This window comes from Nakamurella sp. PAMC28650 (assembly GCF_014303395.1).
Taxonomy (GTDB): domain Bacteria; phylum Actinomycetota; class Actinomycetes; order Mycobacteriales; family Nakamurellaceae; genus Nakamurella.
This window is the reverse complement of sequence record NZ_CP060298.1, coordinates 328889-343263: the sequence shown is the minus strand read 5'-3', so window position 1 is coordinate 343263 and position 14375 is coordinate 328889. Positions and strand designations below refer to the sequence as shown.

Here is a 14375-nt window from a genome sequence, read left to right as displayed (position 1 = left end):
TGGTGGTTCAGTCTTCGCGGTACATTTTCAGACGAGGCTTGGCTGGTGCTGGCGGCGCGACAGTCTTGGCCCCAGCCGGCGGACCAGCTATCGGCCGTGGAGCGTTGAGCATTTCGGCAAGGCTGCGGCGGGCGGTGAGGTGCTCCCGCAGCTCCCGGCGGCGTTCGTTCCGTGCGGCCTGCAGGTCGTGCATGGAGATGGTGGCGGCGGCGATGTCGGGGGCGACGGCTCGGCACAGGTACTCATCCCGGTGGTAGACGCGGATTTCGGCCAAGTCCCGCGGGTCGTACCGGATGGCCACCGCTTCCCCGACGTAGGGCGCCAATGTGGTGGCGAAGTACCGCAGCCCGTGCAGGTGGATGCCGTCACGTTGCACCTTCCGCGGCGTCGACACTGTCAGCAGCAGCAGGTTCAACGCCTCCAACGACTCCGGCATCCGGGGCAGCCACCCGCCCGCTGTCCACCGCTCGGCTGGCGGCTGGCCGGTTTCGGGGTGCCGGCGTTGCATGTAGGTGCCGACGATCCACTCCCCGACCGCTTCGTCGAGCTGCGTGAGCGTCAACACCGGTGGGGTGACCGGCCGGCCGTGGTTGCCCGGCGGGATGTGCCCGGCCAGGGTGGGCAGCAGTTCGGTGGTGACGCTGCCGAAGAACCGTTCCCCTTTGCCGCGGCCCCGGGGCACACCCGGTGTGGAATGGATCAGCTGCATCCGCAGGTCAGCGCACACCTGGCTGATGTGGGTGCTGGTGAAATCGGCGCCGTGGTCGGAGTACAGCGTCGCCGGGATCCCACACACCGGCCACCGCGGGTCGGTCTTGCGCCAGATCGCCTGCCGCAGCGCCAACGCCGTCTGCACCGCGGTCGGGTTGCCCAGGAACACGGTGAAACCGGCGACCGCCCGTGAATTGTCGTCCAGGATCACCGTCAACCACGGACGCACCGCCCGACCCGACTCGTCCAGGACCTGTACGTCGAGTTCGGTGTGGTCGGCCTGCCACACATCATTCGCATAGGCCGCCTCACGGCGGAGCACCAGCTCGAACTCATCGCGGTAGACGTCGGGATCGTGATGGGCCAGCGCCACCAGCCCCCGGTCCAGTCGCCCGATGACCCGCCGCACAGAGTTGTAGGAAGGAGCACGCAGACCACGCTCCGCGGCCACCTCCACCACCTTGCGATGCACCTGCGCGATCTGCGGCGGCGGCCGACGCAACGCCAACCCCTCGATCAACTCCACCAGCTCCGCCGGAATCCGCCACCCGCCGTTATCAGCACGACCGGACCGCACCAACGCAGCCGCGCCCTCCGCCCGATAACCCGCCAGCCACCGCCGCGCCGTCCGCGTCGAAACCCCCGCCGCCTTCGCCGCAACAGTCAACGGCACCGCGTCGTGCAAGTGAGGACTGAGCACCGCCAACCGCTCCTCCAAGCTCGGCATCTCGTCACCGCCCTACGCCGACCACCGCTCCGACTGGCACCCGGTGTACAACGGCGCGAGCTGGAGCGCGCCACAACAAGCGACGATCGGCGATCCGATGACCTCGGTCTCTTGCGTCACCGACACATTCTGCGTCGGATACCGCGGCGACAAAATGGTTCGGGTGTTCAACGGAACCAGTTGGGGACCCAACGTCGACGTGCTGACGGACGAGCAATACGGGGCGTTCAGCCCGGTGTCCTGCGCGACGGTGACCTTCTGCTTAGTGGTGGGACATGGGGGCCTGTCGGCGATTTTCGATGGCACCAAGTCGCTCGGGGAATACTTCGTGCCCGGCGGCGAGACGCCCTTGACCTTGTCCTGCCCCGCGGTGGGCCTCTGCCTCGCCGGGGGATGGCAGGGCCAGACCTACACGTTCAACACCGGATCGGGGTGGAAGAAGCAGCAGACCTTCGGTTCGTCCACCGGCTACGTGAGCGTTTCCTGTTCGTCGGCGACGTTCTGCGTCGCGGCCAGTTCTTCCGGACGCACTGCGGTCTACCGCGGCGCAACGTGGACCATGGCGCCGGCGCCGCCCACAGCCGGCCCTGTCGTCTCGGTGTCCTGCGATGCCCTCAATTCGGCTCTTGTGACGTTCTCGTGGGTGGTTTGACCCCTGGTTGTGGGCGACACACCGGGCTGCGTATAGGTTCTGGCTTATCTAGGGTCAGTCACTATCCAGGAGCACGGTGTGCGCGGTGTAACGATATGGCGAAAGCTGCTCGGTGTCGAGCAACTGCAGGTGTGCGATGTGGCGTGGGAGGAGGCCGACGACCGGCAGGTGCTGGTCGTTTCGGTGCGTGCGACGAAGGGCGCCCGGAGTAGGTGCAGTCGATGCCGGCGTAGACGGCCGGGCTATGACCAGGGCGGCGGAACCCGGCGGTGGCGGTCGCTGGACTGGGGGTCGACGATGGTATTCCTGCAGGCTGCGGCTCCGCGGGTGAACTGCCGGACGCACGGGGTGGTCGTCGCGGCGGTGCCGTGGGCCCGACCCGGCGCGCGGGCAACCCGAGCGTTTGAGGACCAGTGCGCGTGGTTGGCGGCGCACACCGCTTCGTCGGTGGTGGCGCAGTTGATGCGGACGTCGTGGCGGCACGTGAGCGCAATCATCGAGCACGTCGTCGCCGACGGTTTGGCCGGCCGGGACGTGCTCGCGGGGCTGCAGCGGATCGGCATCGATGAAATCTCCCACCGCAAAGGCCAGCGGTATCTGACGTGCGTGGTCGATCAAGACTCCGGCAGGTTGGTGTGGGCCGCACCGGGCCGCAACAGCGACACCCTGGGTCGGTTCTTCGACGAGCTCGGCCCGGACCGGGCGGCGGCGTTGACGCACGTCTCGGCCGACGGGGCGCAGTGGATCCACGACACCGTGACGGCCCGCGCGCCGCAGGCGGTGCTGGGATTGGATCCGTTTCATATCGTGGGGTGGGCCACCCGGGAGTTGGACAAGGTCCGTCGTCAGACGTGGAACACGCTGCGGGGTAGGAGTAGCTCTGCGCAGGCGTCGTCGGTGAAGGGCAGCCGCTGGGCATTGCTGAAAAACCCGGCGGACCTGTCCCCGGAGCAACGCGGGTCCCTCGCTTCGATCGCCCAGACCAACCGGCATCTGTATCGGGCGTATCTGCTGAAGGAGCAACTGCGCGCGGTGTTCCAGGTCAAGGGCCAGGCCGGCCGTGAACTGCTGGCCGGCTGGATCGCCTGGGCCCGCCGCTCCCAACTCCCCGGGTTCATCGCCCTGGCCGCAACGTTGAAGCGGTTCCAGCAGCTGATTTGGAACACCCTGATCCACCACATGAGCAACGCCCAATCCGAGGCCACCAACACCCACCTACGGGCCTTGACCCGCAGGTCGTACGGCTTTCACAGCCCAGAAGCGTTGATAGCCATGGCAATGCTCACCCGCGGCGGGTTATGCCCGCCGCTTCCCGGACGCTAAACCACCCACGAAAACGTCAGGAGACCCAGTTATAGGCCCGATTGAATCCGCGTAACCGTTTGAATTTCCGGCCAGCCCAACGCACCAGGTAACTGGTCAGGTGTGGGCGGGTAGCCAGGGGTTCCTGCTGGTCAGCTGGGTGAGGGCGGCCAGGGCTGGTACGCTGTGTTTTGCGGTCGTTTGTAGGTAGGAGCGGAGGTCCGCGAAGTGTCCGGCTCCTTTTTCGGTGCGCATGGTGCCCGATATTTTCTGTCGGATCTTGGTCATGCGGATCTCTTGTTCGGCGGGGTTGTTGGTGAACGGGATCGCCGGGTCGGAGGCGAATTTGAGGTAGTCGACTTCTCTGCGGTGGATGCGGCGGGCCAGTGCTCGGTGTTTGCGGCCGATGGCGCCGTCGGGGTGGGTGGCGGCGAGGAGGGCGTGCCGGATCTTGACGGTTTCGGCGGCGATGACCGCCTGGTCGACGGGGGTGTCGGGGTGGGCGGCGGCCGCTTTGTGCAGGGTGAGCAGCGCGTCGCGGACTTGCTGCGCCCAGCACCAGGCGCCGGGCAGGTCTGTGTTGCTGGCGTGGTGGTGGTCGGTGACGGCCTGTAGCTCGCGGAGCAGATGCGCATTGCACAGCGCATGCCGCGCGGCGGTGTAGGTGTCATACGGTGCCCACGCGTCGTGGACGGCGGTGCCGGTGAAGCCGGGCAGGATGTTCATCTTGGCCATCGCTTCGGTACCGCGTCTGCGGTGGAAGAACAGTCTGGTGAAGGCCGGGGTGGACGCGGAGTGCAGCCAGTGGTTGCGACCTTCGCAGCGCAGCCCGGTCTCATCAAAGTGCACCACCGGAGAGGATTTCAAGCGGGCGGTGACCTGGGCCAAAAATTCGCCCAGGTCACCGGCGGCGCGACTGGTCACCGCGGCGACGGTGCCATCAGAGACAGGAATGCCGAACAGTTCGCTGATGGCCTGGGCGGTCCGCTTCTTGGACAGGAACTGCCCCATGAACAGATAGATGACGACCGCGCACATCACCGGCCCGTACTGCACGGGTCCGCCCGCCTGGGCGGGTGTGTCGCCGGTCGAGGTCTTCCCGCAGTGGCAGCGGCGGCTGATGATCTGATGTTCGGTGACGTGCACTTTGATCGGCGGGATGTCGAAGACCTGCCGGCGTGAGCAGCCAACCTCGGTCGCATCGGCCAGATCCGATCCGCAGCCAGTGCGCCAGCTCGGTTCGTGGCGGATCACCACATCCGGGTCGGCGACCTGGGCTGAAGTCTGCCCGCGGTGCCCGTCCTGTCCGCCGGGCTTGCGTGTGGACGGCGTGCGCAGCGACCTGGTCTTCGCCTTGCCGGGTCCGTCCGCCGATGGTGGCTTCGAGGAGTTCTGCGAGTTGGTCCGCAACCGTGCTTCCAGGTCCGCGACCCGCACCTTTAATGCCGCATTCTCGGCGCGGAGGATGTTCAGTTCGGTGCGCATTTCGACGATCAGTTCCACCAGTTCGGCGTACGTCGGCTGCGTCATTCCATTATTATCGCATCAGACAACACCATTGTTCGGCGACACGCCGACACGGCTCACCCCACATAGATCGACATTCTCCGGTCTATTCGCCCAATGAATGACAGTCTATTTCACCGCGGTGAGACCTGACCAGTTACCCTCATTTTACCCTTGTCAGTCGATCATCCGGCTTGCATCACCACTTCATGAGTCTCCCAGGGTGCTGCTGTTGACGTCGGTGATGACGGCCGGTGGGGTGGTGTAGGCCCCGGAGGTCATCGCGCAGCACTGCCACGCCCACGATTACGACGATCCGGGCAAACCGGCGATCGCGTGGAACGACGCCGATGCGCGGCCCGGCTGGTCGATGAGCTGGTCGGGGATGCGCACCGACTGTTGCGGCATCTGCCCGATCAGGAGTTGGGCCCCAAAGGTGCGGAGGCGGTTGCGTTGTTGGCGTTGATCGCCGGTCAGGACGTCGAACCCGTCGAAGGATCTGACGGCACCACGGGCGGTGGCAGGCCGCCCGGAAGGTCGCCCCGGACCGGGTGATCTCGGTGATCGACCCCGACGCCCGGCACGCCCACAAGGCGGTTTCGCGTTGGCACGACCGGTTCAAGGCGCACCTCGCGATCGAACCGGACACCGGCATCATCACCGACTGCGAAATCACCAGAGCATTCGGCGAGCGCAGCGACGCGCAGGTCGGACCCCGGCCTGCGCGGCGGCGAGGACACTGCGGTGCCGGCGTTGGCCGATTCGGCGTACGGGATCCGGCCAGTCCAGGGCCGAACTGGCCGCCCGGCCGCAGGTCACGGCGCACCCTGCGGCACGGTGCCAACCCAAGCCCCCGGCTGATCCCGGCCGTTCCGGATTCGGACCGGTCGATCCGGCTGCAGCGGTTGGCCTTCGGAGCGAGGTGGCTACGCCAACCACCAGTGGTGGGCCACTGGGTCGCGCCGGTCGACTGGTCAATCGCGTTGTGTCAGGAGCCACCAGTGGTGGGCTATGGGGTCGCGCGGGGCGTCTGACAAATCGCGTTGTGCCACGAGCTTGATCGCGAGCAGCGGGACTGCGGACTCCGATTGTTGGTCCCATTCCCCAACTCCACCGACGGGGCGGGTCGGCGTCACAGGGAACTGGTGGGGGATACGGACCGAACAAGCATTACCCATGGCACTTCGCAGAACGTGGCATTCAGTGGTGGACTCACCCATACGCCAATGAAGCGGCTCGTCGCCAGCAAAGGAGCTCCACGTGGCCGCCGATCCCAAAGGGGTGCGTGTGAGCAATTGGGTGGAAAGAATACCCGGGTGGCCCAAATTCTGCTACCAACAGTGACAATGTCCCGTAGGTGGCTTAGTGTCGGTTTCGCGAAGTTCAGCAGCTCAGCTACCAGCGGTCATTTGGTGCGGCCATCGGGGGACGCGCGGTAATTGCCCCGAATCGCGGGCTTCTACCTGCTTCCTAGGTCCGTCTATGTCTCGAGATAGTGTAGAGCCAGCTGGCTGTGAAATGCTCTGCGCCGCGGTCCCACGACGGGAAATACAGCAGTTCGAGACAAGCTCGACCCCACGTCCGTAACAGCAAGCAAGATGAAAAGGGGTCCCATGACTGGGGTGCTTCAGGGTGCTCGCCGTGTCACGACTCTCACTGTGTCGCGTTTTGGCTTGGTTGGCTTGACCTGTGCAACGTTCCAATATTTTCTTAATACTATATTCCTTCAAATGCCCCTGCCGCCTACGGGATCTTTCGCCCTTAGCTTTGTCGTCTCGTCTCAGCTAAATTTCGTTTTGAGCTCGCACTTCACCTGGAGGAGTCGGCGACATCATATGGTCGCGAACGGCCAGAGCCTGAAGGCATGGGTGGCTTACAACGCATCGTCACTTGTAGCGTTGGGACTCAGTTCCGCGGCCTTTGTGATGCTGTTGCCTAAGGTCGGTAACAGCCTGGCCGTCGGCGGCGGTATCGCCGCAGGAGCTTGTCTCACTTTTTTCGTTGGTGATCGGCTGATCTTCGCAAGTCGCCCGGCGTCAGGAGTGACACAGGTTTCATTGGACCTACCGTCCGAACTGACCGAGCGAGCACAAACTACCCCTTGGGACCGGCCAGGCTCAGAAGGTCGACACACCGCAATGGCGCATCAAACATCTCCTCTGGATACAATCCCGCGTCATCGTCTCCTGGAGATGCTCGGGCGCGGGGTCGCAATTTTCCTTCCATGTTATAACGAATCGGAAAATATTCCGTTGGTGGTCCAGCGGACTTTGAACGTTCTGGAGTCAATTGCGGCACCGTACCAAGTGATCCTTGTCGATGACGGAAGTACCGACGACACCGGGGCCGTCGCGCGGCAGTTGGCCACTCTCTATCCGCAAACGGTCACTGTAGTGACGCACGACCAGAACCTTGGCTATGGGAATGCGCTCCGATCCGGCTTCGCGGCAGGAATCGCTGGTGGCTGGGACTGGATCGGGTTCATCGATTCGGACAATCAGTTCGACCCTCGGGAGGTAGAGGATCTGTTGGCAGCGGCCTACTATCAACATGTCGACCTGGTTGCGGGCTTCCGCATCAGACGCGCGGATGGTGTCGGGCGGCTGGTCATCGGCCGGATGTGGCACTTGCTCACTCGATTGGTCGTCGGGATACGCGAACGGGATGTGGATTGCGGATTCAAGCTAGTGCACCGAAACGTCCTGCAGAGCATCGACCTCCACGGGCGGTACGCTGCGGTTTCGCCTGAGCTCCTGGCCCGGAGTCGTAGGGCGGGTTATACGTGTGCGGAGGTTGGTGTCCATCACTATCCCAGACTGTCCGGCGAGCAGACGGGTGCAAATCTTGTAGTGATCCTGCGTTCGCTCGCCTTCCTCTTCAGGCTTCGAAGGTCACTCACACGGGGGAGCCGGCCGGCGGTGAGCGGCGGCGCCACAGCGGCACAAGCGCTCAGCGCGGTGGGGGTGACGTTCGCCGCCTCGGCACTGGCTCTCGCCAGCTTCTTGTACTTTTATCTTCGTGGAGATGTGCTGGCTTACGATGACAGTATTTCACATCTCCTGATTGCACGTCGTCTGCTTGACGGTTCCACGCCCGGGGTGGCCCAGCTGGGGTCTGTGTGGCTACCCCTTCCGCACCTTCTCCTACAGCCACTAATTTGGGATGATTCACTGTTCTACTCTGGTATAGCCGGGGCCGCCATATCAATGATCTCTTTTGTAGTTGCAACAGTCTTTCTGTTCAAAACCGGCGCCGTGCTGACCGGATCGCGCCTAGGGGGTTGGGCGGCCGGACTGATATTTGCATTGAATCCGAACATCTTGTACCTTCAGAGCACTCCGATGACCGAGACCCTACTGTTTGCATGTATGGCCGTAGCAGTGTACGAGCTGGTTCTGTGGTCGCACAGCGAGCGATGGCAGCATCTTTCGGGCGCGGCAGCCGCAATACTGCTCGCCACTCTGACACGTTACGAGGGATGGGTTCTGCTCATCAGCTTCGCAGTCATGGTCCTGTACATCACCATCCGGCGGTCCTATCGACGTTCCCAGTCCGTTGCGAATTGGCTCTTCTTCCTGGTTTTTGCGGCAGCGGGGGTGGTCGGCTGGCTGGTGTGGAACCGAGCGATCTTCGGATCTTTCACGGATTTCGAGAGTGGCCAATTTTCTAAACCGTCGCTCTGGGTCGGCAATTCTGACATAGCAGTGGGTAATCTCAAGGTCTCAAGCCAGACGTATCTTTTGGCGGTGACAGGTACAGTCGGGTTGCCGGTGGTCGCGCTAGGAGTCGGCGGTCTCATCAGGTATTTGTGGTTTGGTCGGCTTCGTGCCCAGTACTGCGCACCACTGACTCTTCTGGTCTTTCTACCGTTCTTCATCGTCGCCCTGTTCAGCGGTCAACGCCCGCTGCACGTCCAGGCCATCACTGGGGATCTGTACAACACGAGGTTCGGGCTGGTGATGCTGCTCCCGATTGCGCTCTTCGCGGCGGTGTTTGTCGACGGCTTGTTGCGGCGAATAGTGATGGCCACCAGTCGACGACGACACACTGCTGGAGCTCAGCAGCTGACCGGCAGGCGGGCGTTGACTGTCGTCACGATCGGTATCCTGGGAGTTGTGGTGAGCGGCACTTTCCTCAGTGGCGGTGTGCTGACACTGAAGGAACCTTTGCAGTGGGCCAGAGGAAGAACTGAGCTGACCACGGTGGCGGCGGCACTGAGAGTGGACTACGACAACGGCCGGGTCCTCATGGAGGGGTTCGGCAACGAGTATGTCGCCTTCACCTCTGAAGTCCCCTCTGATGAAATCATCTACGAGGGCAGCTACCACTTGTGGCAGTCCGCGCTGACCCATCCGGCGCAGCAGCAGATCAAATGGATTTACCTGTCGCGCAATACCACGGACATGGTCTGGCGGGCGCTGGGTCGATCGGGTCAACTGGCTAACTATCGTATCCGGTTCGACGACGGGACGCGGGTGATCTACGAATTGAGGTAATCAATACCGCTCCGGACGGATGGCGAGGCAACCGGTGCTCGATCAATATAAGAGCTCACCACTAAACAACGATCCGACCCCAACTTACATGACGGCGGCCCGGGTGTACAGGAAGGGCATGTGCATGATTCCTAGGAGATCTGTCCCTTTGGTCCGGGAAGACGCAAGTGAATTCCTTTCGCGAGCCCAGCGGGCGATCCTGTTGATGGTGATCTGGGTCGTGGCAATATCTATCGTATCTGCAAGCTTGGGTATTCTCCCGGCTCGGTGGTTTGGCCTGAAGGCGGTATTGATCCTATTGATTGCGTTGATGACGGTGAGCTACGTCGGAGTCATCTGGTACAAGTCAATGCTGGTTCTGCGCGGCGCTAGGGAGCCGGCTCGACGTGGATCCCTGCGCACACTCGAAGAGGTGTCTGCAGCCAGGTATACTATCCTCGTGCCTTTGTACAAAGAGGCAGCGGTCCTTAGCCAATTGATCATGAATCTTCAGAGTATCAATTACCCGCATGACAAATTGCAGGTACTGGTTCTCGTTGAAGATGATGACCTCGAGACCATCACGGCTCTCGGAGCGATAGCTCTGCCGAACTACTTCGAGATTGTTCTGGTTCCCGAGTCTTTCCCACGCACCAAGCCCAAAGCGTGCAACGTAGGGCTTGAGCACGCAAACGGCGAGTTCTGCGTCATCTACGACGCCGAGGATCGTCCTGACCCCGACCAGCTCTGGCAGGCGCTGGATGCGTTCGCGCGGGCGCCGCGCAAGGTGGTCTGCGTCCAGGCGGAACTGCAGTACTTCAACCCCTCGACGAATGTCCTCACTCGTTGGTTCGCAGCTGAATACGCACTGAATTTCAGCTTGATGCTGCCAGGGTTGACACGTTCGGGAGCACCGGTTCCTCTAGGCGGTACCTCGAACCACTTTCGAACAGCGATCCTTCGAGAATTGGGTGGGTGGGACGGCTTCAACGTGACCGAAGATGCAGACCTGGGCATTTGGATCGCCCGAGCCGGACTGCAAGTCGAAATGATCGACTCGGTGACGTGGGAAGAGGCAAACAGTAAGCCCGGAAACTGGATTCGTCAGCGCTCGCGGTGGATCAAGGGCTACCTGCAGACGTACCTGGTCCACATGCGGCACCCCATCACTCTAGGTCGTCAACTGGGTGTGCGAAACTTCTGGTCCTTCCAGTGCATGGTAGGTGGAACACCGCTAACCCTCCTGGTCAATCCGGTGTTCTGGCTGCTAACCGTGGCCTACGTTGGATTCGGCCAGCACTGGGTCTCCGCAGTATTCCCTACCCCCGTGCTGTACCTGGGAGTGTTCAGCATGATCGTCGGCAACCTCCTCACGCTGTGGTTTCAGATGGCAGCCTGTATGAAGCGCGGACTATATCCTAGCGTCAAATGGCTCCTGGCAGTCCCGGCCTACTGGGTACTCATGTCGATGGCAGCGTTCAAGGCGTTAGGTCAACTGCTGAACCCGCGGTTGCGCCACCACTGGGAAAAGACCACCCACGGTCTGGTCGCCGACGAACATGCGATCATGTCAGTGCCCTTGTACGGAGCCGGGCAGGAAACGCCGACCGCGCAGATCGCCCCGATGATTTCTGTCCCCGCCCAACGTGGTCCGTCGGGGGGTGAGTATCTCTTGCCAGTGGCGCAGACACGCACCACCGTGCATGTCCTTTTGCCCGCCCAGGGGGAAAGGCGCTCCACGCGGCCACTCGATGCCGAGGCGGTGGGAGAGGGCGCCGTATGACGAAAGCCCATGACTTCAGACTAAATGTGTCATCTGCTTGACCGATCGCCGGAGTCTTCGGCCGCAGGAAGGTGTTGTCAATGGTGAGAATATTCCGCCCGAGGTCGAGGTCCTATCCGTTCCTTGTCGCTTTGTTCCTGTGCTCGATGTTGGCGCCCTCGGCACCGGCGGCGTTAGCGTTGGCGGCTACCCCGTCCGGGGATTGGCCGACGTACCTGCACGATGCACAGCGTTCGTCGGCGAGTAGCGATCCCAGTGGTCTCACCATTTCCAGTGCCCCTTCACTGGGGTTATTGTGGAGGTTCAAAACGGGAGGGCCCATCGCCACCTCGGCGGCCGTCGTGGGCGGGACAACGTACATCGGTTCCTGGGACGGTTACGAATACGCCATTGACGCCGGTACCGGAGCGCTCAAATGGAAAACCTACCTCGGTATCACCTCCGTTCCGGGCTGCTCACCGGCCACCGCCGGGGTGTCATCTTCCGCTACCGTCCAAAATGGCGTGGTGTACGTCGGGGGTGGCGACCAGTACTGGTACGCGCTCGACGCCACGAGTGGTGCCGTCCTGTGGAAGGTTTTCACCGGCGACAACAGTCCCAGCGGCGGCCACTACAACTGGGCCAGTCCGCTGTTGGCCAATGGGTTCGCATACATCGGCGTGTCCAGCCTCGGTGATTGCCCACTGGTGCCCGGCCAACTGCTGAAGGTGGATCTCACGACCGGCCAAGTTGCCGCCACCTGGAACGCAGTGGCCAGCGGTCGGGTCGGGGGCGGAGTGTGGACATCGCCCACGCTGGACCAGACAACCAACACCATCTTCTTGTCCACCGGCACCGAGGGTGGGACTGAACCACTGGCCCAGGCTCTCATCGCCCTGGACGCCACCTCCCTGAGCCTCAAGGATTCCTGGAAGCTGCCTGCCGCCCAGGCTGTCACCGACTCGGACTTCGGCACCACACCCCTCCTCTTCGTCGATGCCAACGGTAGGACGATGGTGGGCTCGGTCAACAAGAATGGGGTGTTCTATGCCTTCGACCGTGCCAATCTGAGTGCCGGCCCGCTATGGCAGACGGCCGTCGCAGTGGGTGGCACATGCCCGACGTGTGGTGACGGATCGGTGTCCTCCGGTGCTTTCGCAAGCGGCGCCATCTTCCAAGCCGGTGGTACAACCACCATCAGCGGGGCGTCTTTCAAGGGCTCCGTTCGCTCCCTGGACCCCGCGACGGGCGCCTTCAATTGGCAGCACGGTGAATCCGCCCCGGTCATCCCGGCAATTGCCTACACCAACGGCATGATCGTCGACGCGGCAGGTCCGACACTGGAGGTCCTCAACGCGAGCACCGGTGCAGTCCTGTACAGCACCGCATTGTCCTCCAACACCTATGGCCCGCCCAGCGTGGCCAACGGGGTCATCTTTGCGAACTCCGTCGATGGGACCGTGTACGCCTTCGCCCCGACGGCGTGTCCGGTGGGGTGGGGGTGCGCGGATGTGGGTGCGGTGGGGGTGGCCGGGTCGCAGGCTCTGTCCGGCTCGACCTGGACGGTCGCCGGCGGTGGCGCCGATATTTCCGGCACTGCTGATGCTTTTCATTTCGTGTCGCAGTCGTTGCCCGGCGACGGCGCGGTGAGCGGTCAGGTCACCGCTCAGCAGGCCAGCAACTCCTACGCCAAGGCCGGGGTGATGCTGCGGTCGAGTTCAGACCCGGCAGCACCGTATTACGCGGCGTTGATCACCCCGCAGTACGGGATCCGGGTGCAGTACCGCAGCACCCTGGGCGGAGGTACGGCCAATGCGGCGACCCCGGCCGGGACCGTGCCGGCATACCTGAGGGTGACCCGGGCGGGGACCACGTTCACGGCTTTCACCTCAACCGACGGGGTGACCTGGACTCCGGTGATCGGTTCGGCGAAGACCGTCACCGCCTTGGGCACCGGACCCTTGCTCGCCGGCATGGCCGTCAGCTCCCACAATGTGGCGGCCTTGTCACCGGTCACCTTCGACGGTGTCGCGGTCACACCAACGGTCGCACCGGCGGCGTGTCCGGTGGGGTGGGGGTGCGCGGATGTGGGTGCGGTGGGGGTGGCCGGGTCGCAGGCTCTGTCCGGCTCGACCTGGACGGTCGCCGGCGGTGGCGCCGATATTTCCGGCACTGCTGATGCTTTTCATTTCGTGTCGCAGTCGTTGCCCGGCGACGGCGCGGTGAGCGGTCAGGTCACCGCTCAGCAGGCCAGCAACTCCTACGCCAAGGCCGGGGTGATGCTGCGGTCGAGTTCAGACCCGGCAGCACCGTATTACGCGGCGTTGATCACCCCGCAGTACGGGATCCGGGTGCAGTACCGCAGCACCCTGGGCGGAGGTACGGCCAATGCGGCGACCCCGGCCGGGACCGTGCCGGCATACCTGAGGGTGACCCGGGCGGGGACCACGTTCACGGCTTTCACCTCAACCGACGGGGTGACCTGGACTCCGGTGATCGGTTCGGCGAAGACCGTCACCGCCTTGGGCACCGGACCCTTGCTCGCCGGCATGGCCGTCAGCTCCCACAATGTGGCGGCCTTGTCACCGGTCACCTTCGACGGTGTCGCGGTCACACCAACGGTCGCACCGGCGGCGTGTCCGGTGGGGTGGGGGTGCGCGGATGTGGGTGCGGTGGGGGTGGCCGGGTCGCAGGCTCTGTCCGGCTCGACCTGGACGGTCGCCGGCGGTGGCGCCGATATTTCCGGCACTGCTGATGCTTTTCATTTCGTGTCGCAGTCGTTGCCCGGCGACGGCGCGGTGAGCGGTCAGGTCACCGCTCAGCAGGCCAGCAACTCCTACGCCAAGGCCGGGGTGATGCTGCGGTCGAGTTCAGACCCGGCAGCACCGTATTACGCGGCGTTGATCACCCCGCAGTACGGGATCCGGGTGCAGTACCGCAGCACCCTGGGCGGAGGTACGGCCAATGCGGCGACCCCGGCCGGGACCGTGCCGGCATACCTGAGGGTGACCCGGGCGGGGACCACGTTCACGGCTTTCACCTCAACCGACGGGGTGACCTGGACTCCGGTGATCGGTTCGGCGAAGACCGTCACCGCCTTGGGCACCGGACCCTTGCTCGCCGGCATGGCCGTCAGCTCCCACAACAACACCACTGTGTCTCAAGTTACCTACGCAGGCGTGAGCATCGGATGAACGCACACGGCCCCACGTCAACAACGGATCGTCAGGACGGGAAAGG

7 protein-coding genes and 1 pseudogene are annotated in these 14375 nt (G+C 63.5%); 6 read left to right on the top strand and 2 right to left on the bottom strand.

Annotated elements, in window-relative coordinates; translation table 11 throughout:
• Positions 1–7: 7 nt before the first annotated feature.
• Positions 8–1411 carry a Mu transposase C-terminal domain-containing protein gene (locus H7F38_RS01510; protein ID WP_370531284.1) on the bottom strand — a complete coding sequence of 468 codons (1404 nt, stop codon included), beginning with the start codon at positions 1409–1411 and terminating at the stop codon, positions 8–10.
• A 190-nt stretch (positions 1412–1601) separates the two neighbouring features.
• Between H7F38_RS01510 and H7F38_RS01505 the strand changes: the two genes are divergently transcribed.
• Positions 1602–2090 carry a hypothetical protein gene (locus H7F38_RS01505; protein ID WP_187092555.1) on the top strand — a complete coding sequence of 163 codons (489 nt, stop codon included), beginning with the start codon at positions 1602–1604 and terminating at the stop codon, positions 2088–2090.
• Between the two features lie 78 nt (positions 2091–2168).
• A complete protein-coding gene (locus H7F38_RS01500) occupies positions 2169–3413 on the top strand; it encodes an ISL3 family transposase (RefSeq protein WP_187092554.1) in 1245 nt (414 codons plus the stop codon).
• A 96-nt stretch (positions 3414–3509) separates the two neighbouring features.
• Here H7F38_RS01500 and H7F38_RS01495 read toward each other — a convergent pair whose 3' ends face one another.
• The gene (locus tag H7F38_RS01495; protein ID WP_187092553.1) at positions 3510–4922 is read right to left on the bottom strand and encodes an IS66 family transposase; all 1413 of its coding nucleotides are present in this window, start codon (positions 4920–4922) and stop codon (positions 3510–3512) included.
• A 244-nt stretch (positions 4923–5166) separates the two neighbouring features.
• Here H7F38_RS01495 and H7F38_RS25785 point away from each other — a divergent pair.
• The 4 genes and pseudogenes from H7F38_RS25785 to H7F38_RS01475 form a co-directional block, all read left to right on the top strand.
• Positions 5167–5672, top strand: a pseudogene (locus H7F38_RS25785) (IS5/IS1182 family transposase); the annotation flags it as partial.
• Between the two features lie 824 nt (positions 5673–6496).
• Positions 6497–9394 (top strand): glycosyltransferase, encoded by a 2898-nt coding sequence (locus tag H7F38_RS01485; protein ID WP_370531283.1) that lies wholly within the window; start codon positions 6497–6499, stop codon positions 9392–9394.
• Between the two features lie 205 nt (positions 9395–9599).
• The gene (locus tag H7F38_RS01480; RefSeq protein ID WP_222618372.1) at positions 9600–11156 is read left to right on the top strand and encodes a glycosyltransferase; all 1557 of its coding nucleotides are present in this window, start codon (positions 9600–9602) and stop codon (positions 11154–11156) included.
• A 341-nt stretch (positions 11157–11497) separates the two neighbouring features.
• Positions 11498–14329 carry a PQQ-binding-like beta-propeller repeat protein gene (locus tag H7F38_RS01475; protein ID WP_370531282.1) on the top strand — a complete coding sequence of 944 codons (2832 nt, stop codon included), beginning with the start codon at positions 11498–11500 and terminating at the stop codon, positions 14327–14329.
• Positions 14330–14375: the final 46 nt, after the last annotated feature.